We start from the raw sequence: 24,975 nt of genomic DNA, 5'->3' as shown, positions 1-24,975 counted from the left end.
TGGTTCACCTAAGGGCTCGCGCAAGAATAATTTCGCAGTACCGAGGGGGTAACTGGGCCACGCTGGCAAGGCACGCTTTGCAGGCAATGGCCGTTCCCTTGGCAAAAAGCGTAACGCCGCCAGCGGGGTCCAGTTGCGACCGAATACCGAAACTTATTTTTGCGCGAGCCCTAAGATAAGCACCAAGTAACGCACCCGCGAACGTGGTTATCTTGGCGCCTGCCATCAGCGGGGGATGAAGTTGATGGGTGCCTGATCAACGGCGGTGCGGTATTCTCCCGGGTTCCTTGTGCTTCCTTCCGTCAGGGGATTTGGGTTTGTCTCCGACCCGGAACCCGGCATCCACGGCCTGCAGGTAGCGATTGACCAATGCCGGGGCCTGGGCCGCGATCGCTGGCTCCGCTTGCCCGGCCAGAACGGCGCCTACCCGGTCCGACAGGGTTGTGCGGGCCTCGTACAGGAACCGGCTGGCGATGCAGCGGTAGGGCGGGGGCACTTGGCTCTCCTGTGTCTGCTCGTATCGCTCCAGCCCCGGGTCTGGCGGGTGCAGCAGGCAGAGCCGTTCCTTGGCCCGGGTGCAGCCCACGTAGAACAGCCGCCGTTCGTCTTCCACCGGGCCGGCCTGGTCCGGTGAGATGTAGTAGGGAAAGCGGCCCTCGGTCAGGCCGGGCAGGATCACCAGGGGCCACTCCAGCCCCTTGGCCCGGTGGATGGAAGTGATGAGCAGCCGCTCGCCCTGCCCGTCCCGGTGCCGGGCCTGCAACTCTGCGATCAGCTCGAGGAAGTCGCTCACACGCCGGCCGCTCTCCCGGGCGAAGTCGAGGAATGATTCGCAGGTCTGCTGCCGCTCCTGCGCCTGCATCGGGGTGGGGCTGGACCAGCGGAAGAACTCGTACAGCTCCGCCTCCTCGATAATCTGCCGCAGCAGCTCCCAGGCCGGGGCGCCTGGGCCGCGCCGCTGCAGCTGCCGCCACAGGGCGGCACGGGCCAACACCCGGTTGCGCTGGTAGCCGCTCATCTCATCGTTGACCAGGCCACGCAGCAGCTGATCCGGATGTTTCGGCTGTTTTACCAGGGCCTGGGCGATGCGCGCCAGCTCCGCCTTCCTGAACCCCAGTTGAGGCACCCTCAGCATGGTTTCCACCGTCGCCAGGGAGTCATCGCTGTCGAACAGGGTGCCGGCGGCGAGCCGCAGGTGGCCCAGCAGGGAGCGAATCTCAGGGCACTTGAACAGGCTGTCGTGGCCCTCCAGCCGGTAGGGGATGCCTTGGCGCAACAGCGCCAGCTCCAGGGGGACGCTCATGCTGTAGAGGCGTACCAGCACCGCGGCCTCGCTCAGGGAACGCCCGCCGTTGAGCCAATCGTCCAGGATGGCCGGCAACGGATGGGGCTGCGCCGTCTCCGCGCGACGTTCGATGCGGGTGTCCGGGGTGCCGGCGGCGGAGAGGCAGAGGTGGTCGTCGCGCCCCCGGTTGTGCGCAATGGCGTGGTCCGCCAGCAGGGAGAGGCGGTGGCCGAAACGAAAAGTCCGGGTCAAGCCGTAGCGGACGGCCCCGGGAAAGTCCCTGAAGAATCGCTCCACCATGAACTCCGGCCGCGCCCCGCGCCACTCGTAGACGCACTGGTCCACATCACCCACCGCCATCACCTGGGCGCGGCACCCGGCCACCGCCTTCACCAGTTGCTGTTGTGCCTCGTTGATATCCTGATACTCGTCCAGGATGACATGTTCCATGTGGCCGCCGAGCCAGGCGGTGATCCCGGGGTCCCGGTGCAGAGCCATCACCGGTTCGTGGATCAGGTCGCTGTAATAGCGCACCCCCTCTTTCTGCCGAATCGCCTCGAAGCGTTCGTAGGCGGCAACGAAATACGCCAGATCCTGGTCTAGGCACATACGGTCGAATAGCTCTTCAGGCCCCACCACATCCGCCTTGACCAGGCCGATGAAGTTGGCGAAGGACTCCACCCGCTCCTTGGACAGCAGCTCCTCCCGGTCGCGATTGCGGGTGGCCCCAAGTGTCTGCTCCAGAGCGGCCCGGGCGGCGTCGAAGGCCTGCCAGTCCTGGGTGACGAGTCGATGGCTGGGCAGCAGGCCGCGCCGCTCGCAGGACTGGGTGATGCGCAGCCCCAGGGCGTGGAAGGTGCGCGCGTCGGGCAGGGTCGGGTAGCGGCCGGCGGCGGCTCGCTGCAGACGTTCGGCGAAGTCCCGGCGGGCCGAGGCATTGAACATCAGCGCCAGGATGCGTCGCGGGTCCGCCCCTTGATCCAGCAGATGGAGCACCCGGGCCACCAGCGTTGCAGTCTTGCCGGAACCGGCCACCGCACTTACCCGCGCATGGCCATCGCCGTGGTGCACCACGGCCAGCTGCTCATCGGTCAAGGGGGGAAGGTGTGCCATGGCGCGTTATTGTCGCAGAGCTGATGCAGCAGGCAAAGGGGAGGGATGTTGGGCTAGAGATACAACAAGACCCTCCCGCGGATTCGATCCTCAGATCCATAAGTGGTGCATTGCATCCTCGGCTCCGTTATCGGTACATCCCTTTACCACTCTCCTCCGGGATCGAGGGGAGGTGAGTGCAATGGCGGCTCCAATAATCCGCCACGCTACGTTGTTCAGCTTACCTCTGTGTCCTCAGTGCCTCCGTGGTGTACTGGAGGGCCTTAATGGACACCTCGGGTGAGTAGTTGCGGCATTTGTTCCTCGTTCAGTGTGGTCATTCACGCTCCCTGTTTTCATTAAACGGGTTCAAGCAGACGCATATGCCACTCCCTGCTTATCGGCCAACATATGCAATCGTTTGTCTCGGGTCCACAGACGCGCTCCGCCATCCAGTGCCACTGCTGCCATCAGGTGAGCATCCACATAGCCAATTCCACGACCCATCAATTCGTGCCGCTCGATATAAAACAGCACTTCCTCTTCTCGAGCCACAGCGGCCTGAGGCAGGTTCTTTAGTAACGACAATAGCTCTGTCCGTTGGCGCAGATTGCCGCAGGCCAATTCACCCAGGACGAAGGGATGCATCAACACCTGGCCACTATTGAGCAGGGTTGCCAGTCCGTCGTCCCCGGAGCGAAGGTGATCGACCCAAACTGAGGTATCGACCAGAATCATCGGCTACCCGAATGTCGGCGGGGGGTGGGCTCCAGTTGCGGCTCACTGCCACCTAGCCGCGCCAGCCGGCGAGCACTTTCGCGCTCAATCAGCGCGCGCAACCCCTCGCGGACCAGCGCCGCTTTTTCGGTCACTCCACAGATGCGCTGGGCCTCTGCCAGCAACTGGTCGTCTATGTTTAGTGTTGTACGCATGGCACACCTCACAAAGGTTAGTGATGCACTTAATAATACATCAAACGATGATTATTGTCGTGCCTTTGCTTGCCTGCGAGCTAGGCTTCGAGGCCGCTTATAAGCTGCTGGCGCACGATCAACAAAGAACCACGGAGCGCTCTATATCCGGATCCAGTAGCGCGTCGCTCAGGCCTTAGCTCCGGTTCGGTGAGTGTGGTTTTTAACAAATTCGAAAATATTGAACGTGTAAAAATAAATCCGTCCCGAATGCACTTACTTAGGCAGTCTATTCCCGTGAAAGTAAGTGGATCGTCATTCCATCCTTAGGTCCGTAATCGGTGCATCCCTGCACCACTTCTCCGGCGCAGGCCGGAATCCAGGAATACCGCCACCATTAAGCAGTCTGGATCCCGGCCTGCGCCGGGATGACGGTGGTTCTTTGCTTAAGTAAGTGCCATTCAATCCGTCCCCTTTTTCTCTTACCCCGAATTGTGATCAACCGGCTGGTTGGACCACTTGTTTCATTTATTGCGAATTGCGTTTATTTCGATTAGGCTATTCTAAAGGAGACAGAAGGAACGCGACGATGAATACCTCACGAAACATGACATCACTGCCGAACACCGAGGACGCCAGCCTGGCTCGCGCCAGCGCACAAGAGTTGAGTTCCCTGCTGGCAAAGATGCCCCAAGCGGATCGGGCACAGGTCAGATTGGATGGGCACGACCTCATTCTGCCCCGGCAGGCCCTTGCCCTGCTGCGGGATGTGCTCTCTCAAATGGCACAGGGCAATGCCGTAACCATTGTCCCTACCCATGCCGAACTGACCACCCAAGAGGCCGCGAACATCCTGAATGTCTCCCGGCCCTACCTGATCAAGCTGCTTGACGAGGGCAAGATCCCGCATCACAAGGTCAACAAGCACCGCCGTATCCGCTTTGAGGCGCTGATGGAATACAAATGCCAGCAGGATACCGAGAGTGCTGCCGCGCTGGATGAGTTGGCCAGGCAGGCGCAAGAGCTGGATATGGGGTACTGATGGCATTCGTTGTCCTGCTCGATGCCAATGTCCTGTATCCGGCACCCCTGCGCGATTTTCTTATTACCCTGGCCACAAGCGGGCTTTATAGCGCCAAGTGGACTGAGGACTAATTGGGGTCAGCAGCGGCTTGGCAATGCCGCACATTCTAGCGGGTGAGACTCCCGCCCGGGTAAGCGCTAGCCACGTGCCCGGTATCGAGCCTTGCAGCCGTAGCGGTAACGGTACGGTTGATGCGTAGGTACGAAAGCAGGCGAGGTGCAAAGGTAACGGGTTGAGCCGACCCTGAAGGCGCAAAGCCCCGAAAAAATCAAATGGAGAGTGCCGACGGGTTTGACCCTCTGGCAGGCAACAACCCACCGGGCGGTACGGCGAGTCTGGTGGGTACTCCCCGGTGCGCAGACGTGAACGCTCTGCCTTGTTGCTCTTCTTCCGGGCGGTGAATTCGGTCTCGTAGCGGTCCAGGAGCTTGCCGAGGGTAGGCAGCTGGACCTGCGCCGTCTGGTAATCACCTGTCTCGATGGCTACCTCGGTGCGTTGCGCCCAGGTCTTGGCGGCCGTCTTTGTGGTGAAGGTCTTGCTGGTGTAGACGCCATCCTTGCGGACCTGAGCGCGCCATTTGCCGGACTTGAGCTTGGTGAACGATGCCATTGGATCTCCCCTTCAGAGTGCACACAGATTGCACACGGGATTCTGAATGGTCGATGTTGGCGGGGCGGTTGTAAGCCCCTGATCCGTGTGAACTATGTGTGCACTCTATCGTATTACTCTGTATATGTCTGTGCTAAGTAGTTGTTTATAGTGCACGCGTGGATTTTTTATCGCCCAACAAAAAAGGCTACACGATGTGTGTAACCTTTTGATTTTACTATCTTAAATTGGTGGGCCCACCAGGACTCGAACCTGGGACCAATGGATTATGAGTCCACTGCTCTAACCAACTGAGCTATAGGCCCTTTGACTCGTTGTGTTACAGGTCGCCGTCGAGGAAGCTGCGCAGGTTCTCTGAGCGCGAGGGGTGGCGCAGTTTGCGTAGCGCCTTGGCCTCGATCTGGCGGATGCGCTCGCGGGTGACGTCGAACTGCTTGCCGACCTCTTCCAGGGTGTGGTCGGTGTTCATGTCGATACCGAAGCGCATGCGCAGCACCTTGGCCTCGCGCGAGGTGAGGCCGCAGAGCATGTTTTGGGTCGCTTCGCGCAGCCCTTCGCCGGTGGCGGAGTCGATCGGCGAGATGACGCCGGAGTCCTCGATGAAGTCACCCAGGTGGGAATCTTCATCGTCACCGATCGGGGTCTCCATGGAGATCGGCTCCTTGGCGATCTTCAGCACCTTGCGCACCTTGTCCTCGGGCATGTCCATGCGCTCGGCCAGCTCTTCCGGGGTCGCCTCGCGGCCCATCTCCTGCACCATCTGGCGCGAGATGCGGTTGAGCTTGTTGATGGTCTCGATCATGTGCACCGGGATACGGATGGTGCGCGCCTGGTCGGCGATCGAGCGGGTAATGGCCTGCCTGATCCACCAGGTGGCGTAGGTGGAGAACTTGTAGCCGCGCCGGTATTCGAACTTGTCCACCGCCTTCATCAGGCCGATGTTGCCCTCCTGGATCAGGTCCAGGAACTGCAGGCCGCGGTTGGTGTATTTTTTCGCAATGGAGATCACCAGGCGCAGGTTGGCCTCCACCATCTCTTTCTTGGCCCGGCGTGCCTTGGCCTCGCCGATGGACATCTGCCGGTTGATCTCCTTGATCTCGGCGATGGTGAGCTTGCAGCGCTGTTCCAGGTCGAGCAGCTTCTTCTGGGCGCGCAGCACCTCATCCCTGGTCGTCGCCAGGGCACCGGCATAGTCCGCGCCCTTCTCGATCTGGCGGTCGATCCAGGCGAGATCGGTCTCGTTGTCCGGGAAGGAGGTGATGAACTCCTTGCGCGGCATGTGCGCGGTGTTGACGCACAGGTCCATGATGGCGCGCTCCTGGCTGCGTACAAAGGCGATGGCCTCGCGCAGGTTCTCCACCAGGGTGTTGAACACCTTGGGGCTGTAGCGGAACTCCATGAAGGCGGCGGTCAGCTCTTCGCTGGCGGCGATGGTCTTCTTGTGCTCGCGGCCGTGCTTCTCCAGGAGTGACGTCTGGGACTTGCAGGCCTGTTTCAGCAGCTCGGCCTTGCGCGCGGCCTCTTCGGGGTCGGGGCCGCGATTGGGATCTTCCTCATCCGCGTCATCGGCCTCCTCGTCCTTGTCTTCATCATCGATGTCTTTGCCTGCGGTGCTCGCGTCGCTGCTTTTGGGGGCAGGGGCGGGCGCGGCGATGGTCTCCGCTTCCTCTTCCGGTTGGGCAAAGCCGACAATGACATCGGTCAGGCGGATCTCTTCCGCGTCGACCTTGGCCAGCAGATCAAGAATGGTGTTGATGGTGTCCGGGTAAGTGGAGAGCGCGGTCAGGACCTGGTTTTGTCCCTCTTCGATACGCTTGGCGATCTTCAGCTCGCCCTCGCGGGTGAGCAGTTCCACCGTGCCCATTTCACGCATGTACATGCGTACCGGATCCGTGGTGCGGCCAAAATCGCTGTCGACACTGGCCAGGGCGGCCGCCGCTTCTTCCGCCGCGTCGTCATCGGTGGAGACCGCGGAGTCGCTCATCACCTGGTCATCGGCATCCGGCGCGCTCTCATGCACCTGGATACCCATGTCATTGATCATCCGGATGATGTCTTCAATCTGCTCGGGTTCTACAATGCCGTCGGGTAGGTGGTCGTTTACTTCGGCGTAGGTCAGAAAACCTTGTTCTTTACCTTTCGCGATCAGTTGCTTAAGCTGGGATTGCTGCTGTACCTTATCCATTTCCTACCTTAAATTCTAAGGGGCGTGCGCGAATGTCAAGCGGCGAAGTATAGCCTTTATTTCGCGGATTTTCTACACGCGCACGTTAAAAATGTCCCGTCTCAAGGCGCCGCGGCGTAGCTTCCGCCGGTCACCTCAATCCGAACGTTTATGCAAGTCAGCGATTTTCTGTTTTTCAGAAAGTAGCTGGCCCAGGCGCTGCTTCTCCTGTTCGGAAGCATCTCCCGTGCTGACTCTCTCCAGCAGTTGAGTGGTTTCCTGTTCGCGCTGTTGTTCCACGAGCCGTTGCAGGGCTCCACGGAACTCCATTTCCATGCCGTCTTCGGGGGTAGGCAGCTCGGTGGCTGTGCTCCAGATCTTTTCCAGGTGTGGGTACTCCGGCTTGTCGCGCCAGCGCTCAATGATCTGTGCTGTCCTAAGGTTAGGTTGATTCTGCGCGATTTCAAGGAGTTGGCTTAATAAACTGATACCTGGTGCGCGAAACGCCCGCCATTCGTAGGGCAAATCCGTAATCCGCGCCAGTTCCGGCCGCAACAGCAGCAGGGTAATGGCGCGACGGGCGGGCGACAGCATTTGCCGTGCGCCCGAGCTGTTCCGCACGGGCGGGCGGGGCCTGGGGGATTCCACCGCCGCGCGGTTGCCCAGCTGCCCCGGTTCCAGGCCGACCCGCTGCGCCAGCCGCTGGTGCATCATCTCCCGGAACAGGCCGGACGGCAGTTTGCCGAGCAGTGGCTTGGCCTGCTCCGCCAGGCGTGCCCGCCCGCCGAGGGAGGCCATGTCGACCTCAGATTCCAGCTTGTCGAACAGGAAGCTGGAGAGCGGGGTGGAGTCAATGATGCGCTGCTCGAAGCGCTCCCGCCCCTCCTTGCGGATCAGCGTGTCGGGGTCCTCCCCGTCGGGCAGGAACAGGAAGCGCGCCTCGCGGCCGTCGCGCATCTGCGGCAGGCTGGTCTCCAGCGCCTTCCAGCCGGCGTCGCGCCCGGCCCGGTCGCCATCAAAACAGAACACGATTTCGGCGCAGCTGCGGAACAGCCGCTCCAGGTGTTCCGTCGTGGTGGCGGTGCCCAGGGTCGCCACGGCATAGCGGATGCCGAACTGGGCCAGGGCCACCACGTCCATGTAACCCTCGACCACCAGCAGGCGCTCGATCTTGCGCAGCGCTTTGCGCGCCTCGTAGAGGCCGTACAGCTCCCGGCCCTTGTGGAACACCGGGGTCTCGGGCGAGTTGAGGTATTTGGGCTTGCCGTCGCCGAGAATCCGCCCGCCAAAGGCGATGGTCTGACCGCGGTGGTTGCGGATGGGGAACATGATGCGGTCGCGGAAGCGGTCGTAGCACTTGTCCACCTCCGGTTCGGAGATCATGCCGGTGCCGCGCAGCAGTTCCAGCTCCTGGTCGCTCCGGCCCATCTGCCGGATCAGGTTGTCCCAGCCCGGGGGCGCGTAGCCGATAGCGAAATCCGCACTGATCTGGCCGGTCAGGCCCCGCTGCTTGAGGTAGCCGACCGCCTTGCCGGCGTCCGGGTGTTTGCGCAACTGCCACTGGTAGAAGCGGGCGGCCTGATCCAGGGTGTCGTAGAGCGGCCGGTAGTCGGGCCCGCTGTCGTCGCGCCCCTCGCGCGGGACCTCGAGTCCGGCCTTGCCGGCCAGCTCCTCTATCGAGTCGACAAATCCCAGGTTGTCGTACTCCATGAGAAAGCCGATGGCGGTGCCGTGGGCGCCGCAGCCGAAGCAGTGGTAGAACTGTTTCTCCCGGCTGACGGTGAAAGAGGGGGTCTTTTCGTTGTGGAAGGGGCAGCAGGCCTGGTAATCCTTGCCCGCCTTCTTCAGCGGCACGCGGCTGTTGATCAGATCGACAATGTCGACCCGGTTCAGCAGTTCGTCGATGAAGTGTGCGGGGATCTTTCCGGCCATGCTGCAATAGTACCCGATCCAGTCTGCCGCGCGGGTACAAAAAAGCCCCGGTCATGCAATATGCCAGAGCCTTGCGCGGGGTGCCGTTAGGATTGGGTCGGCGGTCGGGTCAGCTGCCGAGTAGCTGCTTGATCAGGGCGCTGACGGCGCCCATGTCGGCACGGCCCTGCATCTTCGGCTTGAGTTGCCCCATCACCTTGCCCATGTCGCGCACCGATTCCGCACCGGTGGCCTGGATCGCTTCGCGGATCATGGCGGCGATCTCCGCCTCGCTCAGGGCTTCCGGCAGATACCCCTGGAGGACGGTGATCTCGAACGCCTCCTGTTCGGCCAGCTCCGGCCGTCCGGCCTGTTCATACTGGTTAATGGAGTCGCGTCGCTGCTTCACCATCTTGTCCAGCACGGCCAGTATCTGGGCGTCGTCCAGTTCGATGCGCTCGTCCACTTCCCGCTGCTTGATGGCGGCCATCAACAGGCGAATCACGCCGAGACGGGGTTTGTCACCCCCCTTCATGGCGGATTTCATGTCATCCTGGATGCGCTGTTTTAGCATGGGAATAGAACCGGGGCAGGGTCAGATCAGAACTGACGGTCCCACTTGCGGTTTTCACGCGAGATTTTCTTCAGGTGACGCTTTACCGCGGCGGCGGCCTTGCGTTTGCGCTCGGTCGTCGGCTTCTCGTAATGCTCGCGGCGACGTACCTCGGCCAGGACGCCGGCTTTCTCGCAACCGCGCTTAAAGCGGCGCATTGCGACTTCAAACGGCTCGTTTTCTTTGACTCGTACGTTGGGCATTTCCCACCTCAAAAATCGTACCAACGGGATGCTGGAAACTTAAGAGCGCGAATTCTACGCACTGTCGTGGCGTTTTGCAAAAAATTTTGGATTCTCTCCGGGATGTGGTGGAATTGCAGACCCTTCCCGGAGGGGTGGGCTCGTCCGGGACCTGGCGGGCAGGGTAGCCTGGTTCGGTGGCGGATGCGCTGTCGCTTATTCGCCCACTCATATAGAGTCTGCGTTAAGCGTGATTTTTTTCATATTCTTCGGAGACGGGTGCTGTCTCCGGGACAGCAACGGTTCGAGAGGCAAATGCGGGTACTGGGTATAGAGACCTCCTGTGACGAGACGGGGTTGGCTATTTACGACAGCGGCGAGGGCCTGCTGGGGCATAAGCTGCACAGCCAGGTCGATCTGCACGCGGTCTATGGCGGCGTGGTGCCGGAGCTGGCCTCGCGGGACCATGTGCGCAAGACCCTGCCGCTGCTTGCCAGTCTGCTGGCGGAGACCGGCCTGGCCAAGACGGATATCGACGGCGTGGCCTATACCGCCGGTCCTGGCCTGGTCGGGGCCTTGCTGGTGGGGGCCGCGATCGGCCGCACCCTGGCCTGGGCCTGGCAGGTGCCGGCGGTGGGTGTGCATCATATGGAGGGGCATCTGCTGGCCCCGATGCTGGAGGTGGAACGCCCGGCGTTTCCGTTCGTCGCCCTGCTGGTCTCCGGCGGGCATACCCAACTGGTGGAGGTGAAGGCGATCGGCCGCTACCGGCTGCTGGGCGAGTCGCTGGATGACGCCGCGGGCGAGGCGTTCGACAAGACCGCCAAGATGATGGGACTGCCCTATCCGGGCGGGCCGGAGCTGGCGGCTTTGGCCCGTAAGGGGGATCCCCGGCGTTTCCACTTTCCCCGTCCCATGACCGACCGGCCCGGGCTCGATTTCAGTTTCAGCGGTCTCAAGACCTTCGCCCTCAATACCCTGCAGCGGGAGATCGGCACCCAGGAGAGTGAAGAGGCTGTCTGGCGCACCAAGGCGGATATCGCCCGCGCCTTCGAGGAGGCGGTGGTGGACACCCTGGTGATCAAGTGTCGTCGGGCGGTGCGCGAGTGCGGTGCCGGCACCCTGGTGCTGGCCGGCGGCGTGAGCGCCAACCGGCACCTGCGCGAGAAGATGCAGGCGGCGATGCACAAGGAGGGGGCGCGGGTGTTCTATCCCCGCACCGAATTCTGTACCGACAACGGTGCCATGATCGCCTACGCCGGCTGGCAGCGCCTGCGCGCCGGTGCCAGCGAGCCGTTGGGCTTCGGTGCCCGCGCCCGCTGGCCGATGGACTCTCTGCCCCCCCTCGCCGGCTGACCGGCCCCGCTCAGGGTCCGGCGTCGGGTCCCTGTTCGTCGCTGATCTTTCCCTCCGCACCGCTCAGCAGGTTGCGGATATTGCTGCGGTGGCGCCAGAACAGGATCAGGCTCATCACCACCTGCATCAGGATCAGCTCCGGCGCCGGCCAGATGTACCAGACCACCAGCGGCGCCAGTGCCATCGACACCAGCGCGGCCAGCGAGGAGATGTTGAGCCCTTTCGCCATCAGCAGCCAGATCAGCGCCACCAGCCCGCCGATCTGCCAGTGGATGCCGAACTGGGTGCCCAGGGCGGTGGCCACCCCCTTGCCGCCCTGAAAGCGGAAGAACAGCGGATAGAGGTGTCCCAGAAAGGCCGCCAGGGCGACCGCCGCCAGTACCAGTGGCGAGACGCCGATCAGCTTGGCGGCCAGAACCGGAATAAAGCCCTTCAGGGTGTCGCCGAACAGGGTGATGGCCGCCGCCTTCTTGCCGCCCAGGCGCAGCACGTTGGTGGCGCCGGGATTGTTCGAACCCTGGGTGCGCGGATCGGGCAGCCCCATCAGGCGGCAGACGATGATGGCGCTGGAGAGCGATCCCAGCAGATAGGCGGTGATTATCAGTGAAGCGTTCAGCATGATTATGGTGTCCTCGACGGGGCCGTGCCCCTTGGGCTGTGCGGGATTCTCCCGGCTGCGGGGTGCCAAGGTCAAGGGCAACTACTCGCGGGGTGAGTCGTTACGGTCAAGGTTACGTCGGGGTATTTGTTATCCGCGCCGGCTGATTTACCATGAGCCGATTCAAATGCAGGCAGACGGGATACCCATGGATATAGTTTTTTTACGTGATCTCCGGATCGAAACGGTGATCGGCATCTACGACTGGGAGCGGGAGATCAAGCAGACCGTGGTGCTGGATATCGACATGAGCACCGATGTGCAGCGTGCCGCCGCCAGCGAGGATATCGCCGACGCGGTGGATTACAAGGCAGTCTCGAAACGGCTGATCGACTTTGTCGAGCAGAGCCAGTTCCAGCTGGTGGAGACCCTGGCGGAGCGTTGCACCGAGATCATCCGCGAGGAGTTCGCGGTGCGCTGGGTGCGCCTTACCGTGAACAAGATCGGCGCCGTGAGCGCCGCCACCGATGTGGGCGTGATCATCGAACGCGGCGAGCGTTTCTGACATGCCCAGGATCTGGCTCAGTCTCGGCAGCAATATCGACCGCGAAAACAACATCCGCGCGGCGCTACATGACCTGCAGGCCGAATTCGGTCGCTTGCTGGTCTCCCGGGTCTACGAGAGCGAGGCGGTCGGTTTTTCCGGCGATGCCTTCTACAACCTGGTGGTGGGGATCGATACCGAGCGGCCGGTGACGGAGCTGATCGGCCGGTTTCGCGCCATCGAGTCGGCCCACGGCCGCACCCGGGAGGGGGGCGGTTTCGCTGCGCGCACCCTGGATATCGATCTGCTGACCTACGGCGACCGGGTTGTGGATCTGAACGGGCTGCACCTGCCGCGGGACGAGATCACCCGCTATGCCTTTGTCCTGTTGCCGCTGACCGAGCTGGCCGGCGACGACCGCCATCCGGAACTGGGCCGCACCTACAATGAGCTCTGGCAGCGCTTTGACCAGGCATCCCAGCGCCTCTGGCCGGTGCCGTTCGAGACCGGCCTGCCGCCGGCGCCCTGAAGCCGGTCACTGCTGCACGCTGCGGCCCCCGTCCACGGCGATGATCTGGCCGGTGATGTAGGGGGCGTCCAGCGCCAGGAAGCGCACGGTGCCGGCAATCTCCTCCGGGGTACCGGAGCGTCCCAGCGAAGTGCGCGATAGGATCTCGTTTTTCACCTGCTCGCTCGGCTCCTGTTCCGGCCAGAGAATGGCCCCCGGAGCCACACCGTTGACCCGGATCTCCGGCCCCAGTTCCCGCGCCAGTGATTTCACCATCATGGCGTTGCCCGCCTTGGCCATGCTGTAGACCGGGTGATGCTTCAACGGCCGTTCGGCATGGATATCCACCAGGTTGATGATCGCCCCCCGGGTTGCCCTGAGCAGGGGGGCGGCGGCGGCGGCGAGAAAAAACGGCGCCTTGAGATTGGTGCCCATCAGGTCGTCCCATTGCTCAACGCTCAGCTGCTCCAGCGGTGTCGGGTAGAAGCTGGAGGCGTTGTTGACCAGCAGATCAAGCCGGCCGCGCCACTGGCGGATCTGCTGAATCATCTCCGTGAGCTGTTCCAAGGCGTTGAGATCGGCCTGGATCAGCCGCACCGAATCGGCCCGCCGGCCCTCCAGTTCGTCTTGCAGCGCCTCGGCGGCGGCTTGCGAACGGTGGTAGTGCAGGGCGATATCCAGCCCCTCCTTGTGCAGGCGACGGGTGATCGCGGCGCCGATGCGGTGGGCGGCCCCGGTGATCAGGGCGACGGGTGGGTTTTCTACTGCCACGGCTGGTTCTCCCTCGATTTTTGCTCTACCCTCTGTCCTGCTAGACTAGGCCAGTTTCGTAGGGTGGATAAGCGACAGCGCATCCACCCTACAAAAGTACATTATCAAATTGAACTAGCACCAGTATTGCGGCGCTGGCCATGATAACGGTTCAATACCCGCCACTTTATACCGAACAGACGAGTTTGCGAAATTCATGATTGAGCGCACCAACCCCCGGGCGGCCGAGGCCGTCGTGGCGCAGCTGCCGGCACCGGATGCGGACGCCCGCCAGCACAGCCTGCAACTGGTGTCGCTGATCCGTGACGAGATCGCCGCCGCCGGGGGCCGGATACCCTTTGACCGCTATATGGAGCTGGCCCTCTATGCCCCGGGGCTCGGCTACTACGCGGCCGGGGCGCGCAAGTTCGGCGCGGCGGGGGATTTTGTCACCGCCCCGGAGATCTCGCCACTGTTTGCCCGCTGCCTGGCGCGCCAGTGCCGGGAAGTGCTCGACGGACTTCCCGGCGGCACGATCCTGGAGGTGGGGGCCGGTTCCGGCATCCTCGCCGCCGATTTGTTGCTGGAGCTGGAGCGGCTCGACTGCCTGCCGGCACGGTATCTGATCCTGGACCTGAGTCCGGAGCTGCAGCAGCGCCAGCGCCAGACCCTGAGTCAACATGCCCCCCATCTGCTCGAGCGGGTCGAGTGGCTGACGGCGTTTCCAGAGAGCGCCTTTTGCGGCCTGGTGATCGCCAACGAACTGCTGGACGCCATGCCGGTACACCGCTTCCGGCTCTCCGCCGGCACCCTGTTGGAGCAGTTTGTCGGCTGCAACGGGGAGCGTTTCGAACTGATCTGGGCGGCGCCGGAATCGCCCGCTTTTGCCCAACACCTGGCCGCCGCGTTGGGTCAACTGGGGGCAAACGATGATTATGAGTCGGAGGTCAACCTGCGGGCCGGGCCCTGGCTCGTTTCCCTGGCGCACTGCCTGGAGCGTGGTGCGGTGCTGCTGATCGATTACGGCCACAGCCGCGCCGAGTACTACCACCCGGCCCGCAGCCGCGGCACCCTGATGTGCCACTACCGGCACCGCGCCCACCCCGACCCGCTGGTCTACCCGGGGTTGCAGGATATTACCGCCCATGTGGATTTCACCGCCATTGCCGAGGCGGCGTTGGCGGCGGGGTTCCGGGTGGCGGGGTACACCACCCAGGCGTTCTTCCTGATGGGCAGCGGACTGGACCGTTTGGTAGCCGAATCCGATCCGGACGAGGCGGCGGCCCATCTGGCGCTGGTACAAGGGGTGCGGCGCCTGACCCTGCCGACCGAGATGGGCGAGCGCTTCAAGGTGCTGGGGCTGACCAAGGGCTGGGAGTCGCCGCTGAGCGGTTTCGCCATGAGGGATCTGCGTGACCGGCTCTAGCCGGCTGGTGCTGGCGGCAGTGTTGCTGGCGCTGGTCGGCTGCAACAGCACGCCGGATCGAGACTCGCCGATCAAGACTCGCCAGTTCCGCATGGATGACATCGCCAGGAGCGATGTGGATATGGTGGCGGAGATCCAGATCCGGTTCTCCATGGAGCATCTGCGGGAGCTGATGGAGAAGCTCTATCGGCGCAATCCCCGCGAGTGGCGCAAGGGTGGTGCCGCCAGCCTGGAGCAGGCCGTGGAGCGGGTGTTCGGCGCGGCTCGGAGCGGACGGTTTGCGGAGTTGCGGCAGCAGCACGGCAGCGATGCCATCATGCTGACCTTCGATGAGCAGTACCGGGGCGACCGGGTGCTCGCCTTCGTCGAGGGGCTGCGGGGGATGATCCTGGCGGCGCACAACGGCAAGCAGACCTTCTATCTGACCGACGAATTGGATCCGCAGAAACTCTACAATGCCGCGCGCAATATCGAGATCGCCGCCTGGAAGCTGGGGCATACCCGGGACAGCGCGGGGCGGCTGTTCCTGGTCAGTAACGAGACCGCGGGGCCGGTGATCAATCTCAGCTATGAGCGTCTGTTGGGCAAGCTGATTGCGCTACAGGACGGGATGGCCCGGATCGTCGCCCAGAGCGGTAACCGGCGCATCAAGACCATTATCCAGTCGGTCGCCTCGGCGGTCTTCATGCCCATCTGAATGCACTTCTGATTTCCGCCGAATGGTTGCAAACGATACGATTTTGTGGGTAGATGGTGGCGTATTCTAAAACCTTCATCTGTGAGTCAAGTTATGTCTGCCTACCAATGCGACTTTCAACCCGGCGATATTCTGGAGCTGTTTGGCGAAACCTATCAGGTGCTGGAGAATGACGGCGTCACCGGCCAGCTGATCCCCTTTCCCTCGGAAGAAGTCCCCGCCCATCGCGTGGTATGGGCGGAGGAGGCGGGGGAGTATGGCCGTATCGGTCATGCCGAACTGCCGGGACCCTCGCCCTGTGCCGGTGGCACCTGCCCGAGCAAGGGACGGGGTTCGCCCCTGTAACACCGGCGACCCATCGCCCTGACAGCGGATGCAAGAAGCGCTTTGCACGCCGCAGCGTGAACAACTTAAAATACCGGTTTTCCCAGCCAGTCCGGCTGGGTTTTTTGCTGCACAGGAACCGCCAGCCCCATGATCGCCGTCTTCAACGCACTGATCCCGGTCATTGCCATTATCCTGCTCGGGATGCTGCTGCGACGGACCCCGCTGTTCACCGACGAGAGCTGGCTCGGCTTCGAAAACCTCTGCTATTTCGTGCTCTTTCCGGCACTGCTGATCAAGACCCTGGCCACCGCCAAGATCGCCTCCACCGAGCTGCTGCTGTTCTCGGCCATGGTGCTGTTCGCCATCTTCGGCATGAGCCTGCTATTGCTGCTGTTCCAGCCGCTGATGCGGCGCTGGCTGGGGATCGGCGGCGCTTCGTTCACCAGCCTGTTCCAGGGGGCGACCCGCTGGCACGGCTTCATCGCCCTCTCCATCGTCGGCCTGCTCTTCGGTGATGAAGGGGTGGCCTACATGGCGATCATCATGGCGGTGATCATCCCGCCGCTCAACGTCATCAATGTCTCGGTGCTGGCGCGCTTTACCGATGGCGACAGCGGCCTGAGGGATGTGTTGCGCAAGCTGCTGAAAAATCCCTTCATCATCGCCTGCGGGATCGGCGCCACGCTCAACCTCAGCGGCCTCGGACTGCCGCCGCAGATCTTCTCCCTGTTCGATATCCTCGGCGGCGGGGCGCTGGGGCTGGGCCTGCTGACGGTGGGTGCCGGGCTGCACTTCTCCCTGGTGCTGGATCACCGGCTGCTGGTCTCGTTCGGCGCCGCCATCCGCCTGTTGGGGATGCCGCTGTTGATGTTCACCGGCGCCTGGCTGTTCGGCATCGAGGGGGTGCCGCGCACCGTGGCGGTGATCGCCGCCGCCGTGCCCACCGCCTCCACCTCCTACATCCTGGCGCGGCAGATGGGCGGTGATGCGCCCTTGATGGCCAACCTGATCACGGTGCAGGTGGTGGCCGCTGCATTGACCCTGCCGGTGATGATCTGGCTGGCGGGCTTCTGATTCAGCCGCTAGAGTTGGGTTTTACCTGGGAACTAGTCAGGGGTCGGAGTCAGTTTCGTAGGGTGGATAAGCGACAGCGCATCCACCATTTCCGCGGTGGATGCGCCTACCGGCTTATCCACCCTACGAAAGCAATTTATCAAATTGAAGTAGTACTAGAGTTGGGTTTTACCTGGGAACTTGTCCGGGGTCGGAGTCAGGCCATTCGGGACAGTAGCGCGCCGCCTTGTGGTGGAATGGCCTGACTCCGACCCCGGACGAATCATAAATATCGGTACAAGGAGGCGATCATGGCCCGGTTCAACGGTTTTCCCGAAGCCACCCTGATGTTTCTCGGTGAACTCAAGGCGAACAACAACAAGACCTGGTTCAACGACAACAAGCCCCGTTACGAGGCGCTGGTCCGGGAGCCGGCGCTGGCCCTCATCGAATCCATGGCCGGCGGACTGGCGGAGATCTCGCCCCATTTCCGCGCCATACCGAAGAAGGTGGGCGGCTCGCTGATGCGGGTCTACCGCGATACCCGCTTCGCCAGCGACAAGACCCCCTACAAGACCAACATCGGCATCCAGTTCCGCCATGCGCTGGGCAAGGATATCCACGCCCCCGGCTTCTATCTGCACATCGAACCGGAGGGTTGTTTTGTCGGCGCCGGCATTTGGCACCCGGAGTCAAAGACCCTGGGCCAGATCCGCGGTTTCATGGACGACAACCCGGCGGCCTGGAGGAAGGCGCTGCAGGCGCCCGCCTTCGCCCGCGAGTTCAACCTGGAGGGCGACAGCCTGAAGCGGCCGCCACGCGGCTTCGCTGCCGATCACCCGCTGATCGAGGATCTGAAAAGAAAGGACTTCATCGCCATCAAGCCGATCGAACCGGCGGCGATCCACTCGCCCCGGTTCCCCCAGTCGGTGCTGAAGGATTTTCACCGCACCGACCCCTTCATGCGCTATCTCTGTACCGCGATCAACGTCAACTACTGATCCGCCGTCACCCAGGCGACCGCCCGGCTCCGGGCGGCAGGTTCCTGCCTGTATCCTCTTGCACGCGGCGGAAAAAAGGCTATGTCTGAGTTAGTTGTTGGTGTTATCAGGCTTGGTGAATCACCCCGTAGTAGGGCCTCTGGCGCGAAGGTTTTCGTGGCAAAGCCACTCCTACAAAAGCACTGCCCCTCATGCAACACCTAACTGGTATATAACTGAATGGCACTAAGTTAAGCCCAGAGCTTCCGTCATCCCGGCGAATGCCGGGATCCAGAACCCGCATCCGCAGTGAATTCATGGATGATTCGCTTCGCTCACCCTTCGGGCCGACTTTCAGTCGTTCAACGCGCTTCGCGCTTTTGTCCGGCCTGCGCCGGAGAAGTGGTGCATGGATGCACCGGTTACGGACCAAAGGATGGAATGACGAAAAAATGGATTCCTGCCTTAACTTAGTGCCATTCGTATATAACTGGAAATAAACCATTGGCGAATAGCATGACTTGCTTATCTTGCCTGTTGCTCTATGATGCCTGTGAATATGTTGAAAAGTTAGTTATTTCAATAACTTATAACCATATAAACAGAATATTGCTACCGAGGTGAAGGCCATGCAGTCAGGTCCGCGCGAGATCGAAACCCCGTTCCGTCCGATACCCCTGGAGGTGCCGGAGGGGATGATGCCGAACGAGTTCTTCAACAGCACCGAGAACCTCAATGACCTGGTGCACAACAACGGCCTGCTGGTGAATCCGGAGAACCTGCTGCTCTATCGCAAGGCGCTGGGCCACAGCAACGATTTCGACGCCTCGATCATCTACAACACCTCCAACTGTATCCTCGATCCACTGGGTCGGCCGGTGCGCCGCACCCAGGTGCCGGACCAGGTGAAGCATGTCTGGAATCGCATGAACCAGGTGCTGATCGAGTACATGCTGGAGCAGTTTCCCGATCCCGACGAGGCGCTGATCCTGGCGGGCGAGGCGAGCCTGGATGCCACTTGGCCGCTCACCTCCGCCGGCGTGCCGAGCATCCGCATGCTGCACAACCATTTCATCGTTTTCGACAAGCGGCAGCTGCGTGAAGCCCGGTTGGCCGATGCGGATAATCCAAATCTCACCGATGGCGGCCAGCACAGCCTGTTTCAGGCCTACATGCACGATGTCTATCACCAATTCTTCTCCCAGCTGGATCTGCAGATCCTGCGTCCGGTCACCGACGGCACCTGCCGGCTCGAACTCACCGGTTATCCCCAGGGCCTGCCGAGCTGGGAGGTGCAGGGCGGCGTGGAGGTGCTGAAGAACATCCGCTTCTGGCGTGAGTACGACGCCATCCTGATGGGCTTCATCGACTTCTATCGCACCTTCTTCACCCAGGTCTCCACTCGCAATGCGCCGATCCCCCGGGACGCCTATTTCCCCGAGCAGATCGAGAACACCCTGATCTACAATAACGATTTCCTCAAGACCGCCAAGAAGGTGCGGGATCAGTGCATCCACGATGCCAAGTACGCCAACGCCATCCGTTGGCAGCCGGCGTTCAAGCAGCTGCTCTACCGTGACGACAGCGGACGGCTGATCATCACCATCAGCCAGAACTCCATCGGCAATGCGATTACCGAACTGTTGGGGGTGGTGGTGAAGCGGACCCCCGATGCCGATGCCTATGAGGCGAAGGAGCCGCGGCTGATCGAACGGCTGCTGGAGGTGCGGCGGCGTCTGGTGGAGGCGGATCTGGGTGAGCCGATCGGCACCCGGTATTGGGGCGTGGAATAGCGGGAGGGGTTTGTCGGCTTATGCTCCGCCAATTGACTCGCAGGGCTAAATTTTCTCGCAGAGACGCAAAGAGAGCCAAGAAGAAAAATGGCAATATTTCCGCAGATAGCGCTTCGCTTCGATTGATCACGCTTTGCTTTGCGCCTTGGCGAGAGATAAAGATTATGGGGGTCAGGAAGCGGATGGCATTTAGGACAAAGAGAGCGAGAATCGCGGTCGGGCCGGGTGAATTGATTCCGGCTCAGATGCGAATGGCACTTACTTAAGCCAAGAACCACCGTCATCCTGGCGCAGGCCGGGATCCAGACTGCTTAATGGTGGCGGTATTCCTGGATTCCGGCCTGCGCCGGAATGACGAAAATCCTGCAATTCGCCTTAAGTAAGTGCCATTCGGCTCAAATGCTTATTTGCTGCGTTTGTCACGGACAACAAGGATTTTTGAATTCGTAGTACCGACCTGTCGTGCTTCCATATCAAAAAGTGCTGTTGCTGCAATCAGTTCGCCTAACTTTGCATAACCGTAGTTGCGGGGGTCGAAATCAGGAGACTGCTTGGCGATGTTGCTGCCGACAGGCCCCAGATGTGCCCAGCCGCTGTCATCGGAAGCGATAGTGACAGCGTTGCGCAGCAGTCTGATAAGTTTTGTGTCTTGTTTTAATTCGCCGCTGCTCTTCTTGGCAATGGCGGCACCTTCGTCACTCTTGGCACGCAGCACCTCGGTGTAGATGAACTTGTCACAGGCCGAGACAAAGGGCGAGGGGGTCTTTTTCTCGCCGAAGCCGTACACCAGCAGGCCCGACTCCCGGATCCTGGAGGCCAGCTTGGTAAAATCGCTGTCGCTGGAGACGATACAGAAGCCGTTGAAGTTGTTGGTGTAGAGCAGGTCCATGGCGTCGATAATCATGGCGCTGTCGGTGGCGTTCTTGCCCTTGGTGTAGGCGAACTGCTGCATCGGCTGGATCGAGTGCTCCAGTAGCACCTCTTTCCACCCCTTCAGACTGGGCGAGGTCCAATCGCCGTAGATGCGCTTGACGCTGGCCGTGCCATAGTTGGCGATCTCGGACAGCAGGCCGTCGACAATGCTCGGTTGCGCATTGTCCGCGTCGATAAGCACCGCTAATTTGTCGGTATTTTCCATGGTTCTGTTCTTATTTTGTCCATCTACAAGACCCATCTGCCGGGTCGCACGGCAGCACCTGGCACAGCCTAGCAGACTCCACCGTGCGGCGGAACCGTTCCCATACTGCCGCGGTGCGCTGGACCGGCGTTGAGGCATTGCCGGATTGCGGGCGGAAATCGTCCTATAATCAAGTGCGTAGTGGTGCTGACGGCGCTGCGGACGATTGAGCGAGATCATGATTTTGACGGGTAAGGGTTTTACTCTCGCGGCGGATTGATACTATGTCGGCCTACGGGGGCGTACGGGTAGCGCGATACAATGGATTATCTACGTAAGGTCTACCAATTGAATATCAGCCTGCTGGGGGTGATCCCGGAGGTGTGGCGCCAGCTGCGGGTGGCCGACAGCGATACCCTGGCGGATCTGCACGATACCCTGCAGATTGCCATGGGCTGGACCGATATCCATATGCACATGTTTATCCGCGAGGGTGAAAAGTACGGTATTCCCGACGACCAGTTTCCGGATGATACCCGCAATGAGCAGCAGACCCGTCTGCGCCAGCTGCTGAAGAAACCGGGGGACGGACTGCTCTATATCTACGACTTCGGCGATGCCTGGGAGCATCGGGTGGTGCTGGAGGAGATCCTGCCCTACGATTTGTCGCAAACCCTGCCGATCTGCTGCTACGGTGAACGCGCCTGCCCGCCCGAGGATGTGGGGGGGCCTCCCGGCTATGATGAGTTTCTTGAGGCGACTGCCGATCCCTCGCACCCCGAACACGACTACATGACCCGCTGGATCGGCGGTGAGTTCTCCCCCGAACGGTTCGATCTCGACCTGACCAACGACCTGTTGCGGGACAAGCACCTTCGCTTGGGCTGATGCTCGTGATGCCTGCATCAGTGGATGGTCGGCGTCCGCTTCAGTGGCTCGATCAGGCCCTCCAGCCCGTTGATCTTGATCTCCAGGGCCAGTGCCATCAACTCTCCCAGCCGGCCTTCCGGAAAGCCCTGATTGGCGAACCAGATAAGGTACGCCTCCGGCAGGTCGATCAGCACCCGTCCCTGATACTTGCCGAACGGCATCTCCATCTTGGCGAGTCTGATCAGATCCTTCTTATCGAACATGTTGTATCACCGAGCCCTTAGCCGGGTGTGGCCGGTTTTTCGCTCTTTCGGGTGAGCGGTTTATGGCCCGCCTCGCGCGGAGCATTGGTCGATGCAGCATCGCTCGGCTTACGTCGCTTGCCGATATTCTTTCTGTCGCGCAGCCGCTGCTTGGGTTTTTTCGCTTCGATCTTGTCATCCTGGGCAGTCGCTTTTTTGTTTTTGCCGCCGGCGGCCTTGCCGGAGCTTTTCAGCTTCCTGGGGCCGCGGTACTTGCCCGCGATCTCCTTGATGGTGCGGCGCTCGAATTCATGTTTCAGATAACGCTCGATGCCGCTCATCAGGTTCCACTCCTGATGGGTGATCAGGGAGATGGCCAGACCCTGTTTGCCGGCGCGTCCGGTACGGCCGATGCGGTGCACGTAATCCTTGCCGCTGCGCGCCATGTCGAAGTTGATCACCAGATCCACACCCTTGATATCCAGCCCGCGCGCGGCCACATCGGTGGCCACCAGGATCTTGATGGTGCCCTGACGCAGAAAGGCCATGACCTGGTTACGTTCATCCTGGGTCATGTCGCCATGCAGCACGCCGACCCGCAGACCCTGCTTACGCAGCTCGGGACCCAGGGCGTCGGCCTGCAGCCTGGTGTTGGTAAACACCAGGGCCTTGTCGTACTCCTCATGTTGCAGCAGCCAGGTGAGCTGGGCTTTTTTATGGATCTTGTCATCGGCCGGGATGATCTGCTGGGTGATGTTGCCGTGGCGGTCACGCACCGTGCTGAGGGTGACGACCGCCGGGTCACGCAGCAGCGTGTCGATCATCTCTTTCAGTCCCCGGTGGCTCAGGGTGGCGGAGAACAGCAGGGTCTGGCGGGCACTGCTGCACTGCCCGGTGATTTTCAGGACATCCTCGCTGAAGCCCATGTCCAGCATCCGGTCGGCCTCGTCCAGGATCAGCACTTCCAGCTCTTTGAAGTCGGGTGTCCCCTGTTCCAGGTGTTCCAGCAGCCGGCCCGGAGTGGCCACGATGATTTCCGGATTTTTCCGGAACAGGGCGCGCTGGTACTTGAAGGATTCACCACCGGTGATCAGGCCGATCTGCAGGCGGGTGCCGCCGATCAGCTTCTCGCCCTGCTTGAGTATCTGGTGGGCCAGTTCCCGGGTCGGCACCAGGATCAGCACCCGGGTGCCGCTCTCGGGCGCCGAATTGTTGAGCAGGTGATCCAGGGTCGGCAGCAGGAAGGCGAAGGTCTTGCCGCTGCCGGTCTCCGCGCTGGCGATCAGGTCGCGTCGTTCCAGCACCAGCGGAATTGCCTGCCGCTGGATGGGCGTGGCCTCACTCAGTCCCAGGGCGTCTAGCATCTGGAGCAGGCTGGGGTGGAGCGGGAAGCTGGATAACAACGGAATCACCTTGAGCGCAATGGAAACGGAATTGCCGGCTATTGTAATCCATTGTGGCGGAGTGTTGGGATAAATCCAACCGCGCCGAGGCGGGCCTTTCTGTGGGATAATGGGCGCCAACCGAGTAGTAACCGACAGCGCGTCGCGTGGGCGCCAGCGCCTGAGCCCTATCGCCATCCGGGACCAAGCAGTGAATCAGTATGATGTGATCATAATCGGCGCCGGTGCCGCCGGTCTCATGTGCGCGGCCACGGCGGCACGGCGCGGCCGTCGGGTGTTGCTGCTGGACAACAGCCGCAAGGTGGGCAAGAAAATCCTCATGTCCGGCGGCGGGCGCTGCAATTTTACCAATCGCCATGTGCAGCCGGGCAACTTTGTCTCCGCCAATCCCCACTTCTGCAAATCGGCACTGAAACGCTATACCCAGTGGGATTTTATCGCCCTGGTCGAGCGTTACGGCATCGCCTATCACGAGCGGGAGCATGGGCAGCTGTTCTGTGACGGCTCCGCCCGGGAGATCCTCGACATGCTGCTGGCGGAGTGCGATCAGCCCGGGGTGACCCTGCTGACCGGGTGTGAGATCCGGGAAATAGGTTATGCACAACGCTACCGGCTGCAAACCAGCCTGGGGGAATTCAGTGCCGACTCCCTGGTGGTGGCGACCGGCGGTCTGTCGATCCCGAGCATGGGATCGAGCGGTTTCGGTTACACGATCGCCCGCCAGTTCGGCCTGCGGGTATTGCCGCAGCGCGCCGGCCTGGTGCCTTTTACCTTCAGCGACCGGATGAAGGAGGTGTGCACGCGGCTGGCCGGTATCTCGCTGCCGGTGCGCATGCATACCGACAATCACAGCTTCACCGAACAGCTGCTGTTCACCCATCGGGGATTGAGCGGTCCGGTGGTGCTGCAGCTCTCCAACTACTGGCGTGCGGGCGAGCCGGTGGTGGTGGATCTGCTGCCGGATACCGCGGCGGAAGCGCTGCTGTTGACGCTGAAAGCCACCCATCCCAGGGGGCTGCTGAAGAATCTCCTGGCACAACAGTTGCCCAGGAAACTAATTAACCAGCTGATGGCGCTGTACTGGGCGGAGTGGTCGGAACGGCCGGTTTCGGACATGCCGGATCAGCTGCTCCGCCGGATCGCCGGGCAGTTGAACGGCTGGACCCTGAAGCCGGCGGGCACCGAAGGCTACCGGACCGCCGAGGTGACCCTGGGGGGCGTGGATACCGATGAGCTCTCGTCGAAGACTATGGAGAGCCGGCGTCAGCCGGGCCTTTTCTTCATTGGCGAGGTGATGGATGTCACCGGGCACCTCGGCGGCTTCAATTTCCAGTGGGCCTGGTCGTCCGGGTACGCCGCCGGGCAGTTTGTCTGATCACACGCTTTCGGCTGTGAAAATTTAGAAGCATATTGTGATGTGCTTATCTGCCTCGCCAGGCGATATTTCAATTTAAGTTTCA

Annotated in this window: 25 protein-coding genes and 1 tRNA gene; 12 read left to right on the top strand and 14 right to left on the bottom strand. The window is 61.6% G+C overall.

The features are described from left to right. Positions 1–256: 256 nt before the first annotated feature. The 3 genes from O9K64_RS01600 to O9K64_RS01590 all read right to left on the bottom strand — a co-directional run bounded on the left by O9K64_RS01600 (position 257) and on the right by O9K64_RS01590 (position 3,309). Complete coding sequence (locus O9K64_RS01600; RefSeq protein ID WP_275096322.1) at positions 257–2,398, bottom strand: ATP-dependent helicase; 2,142 nt, start codon at positions 2,396–2,398, stop codon at positions 257–259. A gap of 348 nt (positions 2,399–2,746) precedes the next feature. Next, a complete protein-coding gene (locus tag O9K64_RS01595; RefSeq protein WP_275096321.1) occupies positions 2,747–3,115 on the bottom strand; it encodes a type II toxin-antitoxin system VapC family toxin in 369 nt (122 codons plus the stop codon). Beyond that, positions 3,112–3,309, bottom strand: coding sequence for a type II toxin-antitoxin system VapB family antitoxin (locus O9K64_RS01590; protein WP_275096320.1), 198 nt, complete (start codon positions 3,307–3,309; stop codon positions 3,112–3,114). Before O9K64_RS01590 ends, O9K64_RS01595 begins: the two co-directional genes overlap by 4 nt. 568 nt (positions 3,310–3,877) lie before the next feature. On the opposite strand from O9K64_RS01590, the gene O9K64_RS01585 reads away from it, so the two are divergent. Further along, positions 3,878–4,330, top strand: a complete 453-nt coding sequence (locus O9K64_RS01585; protein WP_275096319.1) for a helix-turn-helix domain-containing protein — start codon at positions 3,878–3,880, stop codon at positions 4,328–4,330. Between the two features lie 63 nt (positions 4,331–4,393). On the opposite strand, the gene O9K64_RS01580 is transcribed toward O9K64_RS01585, so the two are convergent. The 6 genes from O9K64_RS01580 to rpsU all read right to left on the bottom strand — a co-directional run bounded on the left by O9K64_RS01580 (position 4,394) and on the right by rpsU (position 9,872). After that, on the bottom strand, positions 4,394–4,981 hold the full coding sequence (locus tag O9K64_RS01580; RefSeq protein ID WP_275096466.1) for a hypothetical protein: 588 nt from the start codon (positions 4,979–4,981) through the stop codon (positions 4,394–4,396). Between the two features lie 228 nt (positions 4,982–5,209). Next, positions 5,210–5,286, bottom strand: a tRNA-Ile gene (locus tag O9K64_RS01575). A gap of 14 nt (positions 5,287–5,300) precedes the next feature. Then, the gene (rpoD, locus tag O9K64_RS01570) at positions 5,301–7,166 is read right to left on the bottom strand and encodes an RNA polymerase sigma factor RpoD (RefSeq protein WP_275096318.1); all 1,866 of its coding nucleotides are present in this window, start codon (positions 7,164–7,166) and stop codon (positions 5,301–5,303) included. A 135-nt stretch (positions 7,167–7,301) separates the two neighbouring features. Further along, positions 7,302–9,077 (bottom strand): DNA primase, encoded by a 1,776-nt coding sequence (gene dnaG, locus O9K64_RS01565; RefSeq protein ID WP_275096317.1) that lies wholly within the window; start codon positions 9,075–9,077, stop codon positions 7,302–7,304. A gap of 109 nt (positions 9,078–9,186) precedes the next feature. Continuing rightward, positions 9,187–9,630, bottom strand: coding sequence for a GatB/YqeY domain-containing protein (locus O9K64_RS01560; RefSeq protein WP_275096316.1), 444 nt, complete (start codon positions 9,628–9,630; stop codon positions 9,187–9,189). Between the two features lie 26 nt (positions 9,631–9,656). Then, the gene (gene rpsU, locus O9K64_RS01555; protein WP_275096315.1) at positions 9,657–9,872 is read right to left on the bottom strand and encodes a 30S ribosomal protein S21; all 216 of its coding nucleotides are present in this window, start codon (positions 9,870–9,872) and stop codon (positions 9,657–9,659) included. 294 nt (positions 9,873–10,166) lie between these two features. On the opposite strand from rpsU, the gene tsaD reads away from it, so the two are divergent. Further along, entirely contained in the window at positions 10,167–11,207 is a 1,041-nt protein-coding gene (tsaD, locus tag O9K64_RS01550; protein WP_275096314.1) for a tRNA (adenosine(37)-N6)-threonylcarbamoyltransferase complex transferase subunit TsaD, read from the top strand. Positions 11,208–11,217: 10 nt separating this feature from the next. Here tsaD and plsY read toward each other — a convergent pair whose 3' ends face one another. Continuing rightward, a complete protein-coding gene (plsY, locus tag O9K64_RS01545) occupies positions 11,218–11,826 on the bottom strand; it encodes a glycerol-3-phosphate 1-O-acyltransferase PlsY (protein WP_275096313.1) in 609 nt (202 codons plus the stop codon). A 187-nt stretch (positions 11,827–12,013) separates the two neighbouring features. On the opposite strand from plsY, the gene folB reads away from it, so the two are divergent. Then, entirely contained in the window at positions 12,014–12,370 is a 357-nt protein-coding gene (gene folB, locus O9K64_RS01540; protein ID WP_275096312.1) for a dihydroneopterin aldolase, read from the top strand. Between the two features lies 1 nt (position 12,371). Further along, positions 12,372–12,878, top strand: coding sequence for a 2-amino-4-hydroxy-6-hydroxymethyldihydropteridine diphosphokinase (gene folK, locus O9K64_RS01535; RefSeq protein WP_275096311.1), 507 nt, complete (start codon positions 12,372–12,374; stop codon positions 12,876–12,878). Positions 12,879–12,884: 6 nt separating this feature from the next. Here folK and O9K64_RS01530 read toward each other — a convergent pair whose 3' ends face one another. Then, positions 12,885–13,628, bottom strand: a complete 744-nt coding sequence (locus tag O9K64_RS01530) for a pteridine reductase (protein ID WP_275096310.1) — start codon at positions 13,626–13,628, stop codon at positions 12,885–12,887. 196 nt (positions 13,629–13,824) lie between these two features. On the opposite strand from O9K64_RS01530, the gene O9K64_RS01525 reads away from it, so the two are divergent. The 6 genes from O9K64_RS01525 (at position 13,825) to O9K64_RS01500 (ending at position 19,883) form a co-directional block, all read left to right on the top strand. After that, complete coding sequence (locus tag O9K64_RS01525; protein ID WP_275096309.1) at positions 13,825–15,033, top strand: class I SAM-dependent methyltransferase; 1,209 nt, start codon at positions 13,825–13,827, stop codon at positions 15,031–15,033. Further along, the gene (locus O9K64_RS01520) at positions 15,020–15,730 is read left to right on the top strand and encodes a hypothetical protein (RefSeq protein ID WP_275096308.1); all 711 of its coding nucleotides are present in this window, start codon (positions 15,020–15,022) and stop codon (positions 15,728–15,730) included. Before O9K64_RS01525 ends, O9K64_RS01520 begins: the two co-directional genes overlap by 14 nt. A gap of 93 nt (positions 15,731–15,823) precedes the next feature. Further along, entirely contained in the window at positions 15,824–16,075 is a 252-nt protein-coding gene (locus O9K64_RS01515; RefSeq protein ID WP_275096307.1) for a hypothetical protein, read from the top strand. Positions 16,076–16,204: 129 nt separating this feature from the next. Then, a complete protein-coding gene (locus O9K64_RS01510) occupies positions 16,205–17,131 on the top strand; it encodes an AEC family transporter (RefSeq protein ID WP_275096306.1) in 927 nt (308 codons plus the stop codon). A gap of 290 nt (positions 17,132–17,421) precedes the next feature. Beyond that, positions 17,422–18,111, top strand: a complete 690-nt coding sequence (locus tag O9K64_RS01505) for a DUF2461 domain-containing protein (RefSeq protein ID WP_275096305.1) — start codon at positions 17,422–17,424, stop codon at positions 18,109–18,111. 608 nt (positions 18,112–18,719) lie between these two features. Next, on the top strand, positions 18,720–19,883 hold the full coding sequence (locus O9K64_RS01500; protein WP_275096304.1) for a hypothetical protein: 1,164 nt from the start codon (positions 18,720–18,722) through the stop codon (positions 19,881–19,883). A 403-nt stretch (positions 19,884–20,286) separates the two neighbouring features. Here the strand turns inward: O9K64_RS01500 and O9K64_RS01495 are convergent, their stop codons facing one another. Continuing rightward, positions 20,287–21,021: an NYN domain-containing protein gene (locus tag O9K64_RS01495; protein ID WP_275096303.1), complete on the bottom strand. Its 735-nt coding sequence runs from the start codon at positions 21,019–21,021 to the stop codon at positions 20,287–20,289. A gap of 300 nt (positions 21,022–21,321) precedes the next feature. Here O9K64_RS01495 and O9K64_RS01490 point away from each other — a divergent pair, with 300 nt between their 5' ends. Next, positions 21,322–21,888: a plasmid pRiA4b ORF-3 family protein gene (locus O9K64_RS01490; RefSeq protein ID WP_275096302.1), complete on the top strand. Its 567-nt coding sequence runs from the start codon at positions 21,322–21,324 to the stop codon at positions 21,886–21,888. A gap of 17 nt (positions 21,889–21,905) precedes the next feature. On the opposite strand, the gene O9K64_RS01485 is transcribed toward O9K64_RS01490, so the two are convergent. Together O9K64_RS01485 and O9K64_RS01480 are read right to left on the bottom strand one after the other, a co-directional pair. After that, positions 21,906–22,133, bottom strand: a complete 228-nt coding sequence (locus tag O9K64_RS01485; protein ID WP_275096301.1) for a DUF3820 family protein — start codon at positions 22,131–22,133, stop codon at positions 21,906–21,908. A gap of 17 nt (positions 22,134–22,150) precedes the next feature. Further along, on the bottom strand, positions 22,151–23,515 hold the full coding sequence (locus O9K64_RS01480; protein WP_275096300.1) for a DEAD/DEAH box helicase: 1,365 nt from the start codon (positions 23,513–23,515) through the stop codon (positions 22,151–22,153). Between the two features lie 190 nt (positions 23,516–23,705). Here O9K64_RS01480 and O9K64_RS01475 point away from each other — a divergent pair, with 190 nt between their 5' ends. After that, positions 23,706–24,890: an NAD(P)/FAD-dependent oxidoreductase gene (locus O9K64_RS01475; RefSeq protein ID WP_275096299.1), complete on the top strand. Its 1,185-nt coding sequence runs from the start codon at positions 23,706–23,708 to the stop codon at positions 24,888–24,890. Positions 24,891–24,975 lie beyond the last annotated feature (85 nt).

It is taken from the genome of Sedimenticola hydrogenitrophicus, from assembly GCF_029017505.1.
Classification (GTDB): domain Bacteria; phylum Pseudomonadota; class Gammaproteobacteria; order Chromatiales; family Chromatiaceae; genus Sedimenticola; species Sedimenticola hydrogenitrophicus_A.
The sequence above is the reverse complement of the archived record's forward strand: the minus strand, read 5'-3'. Positions and strand labels throughout refer to the sequence as shown.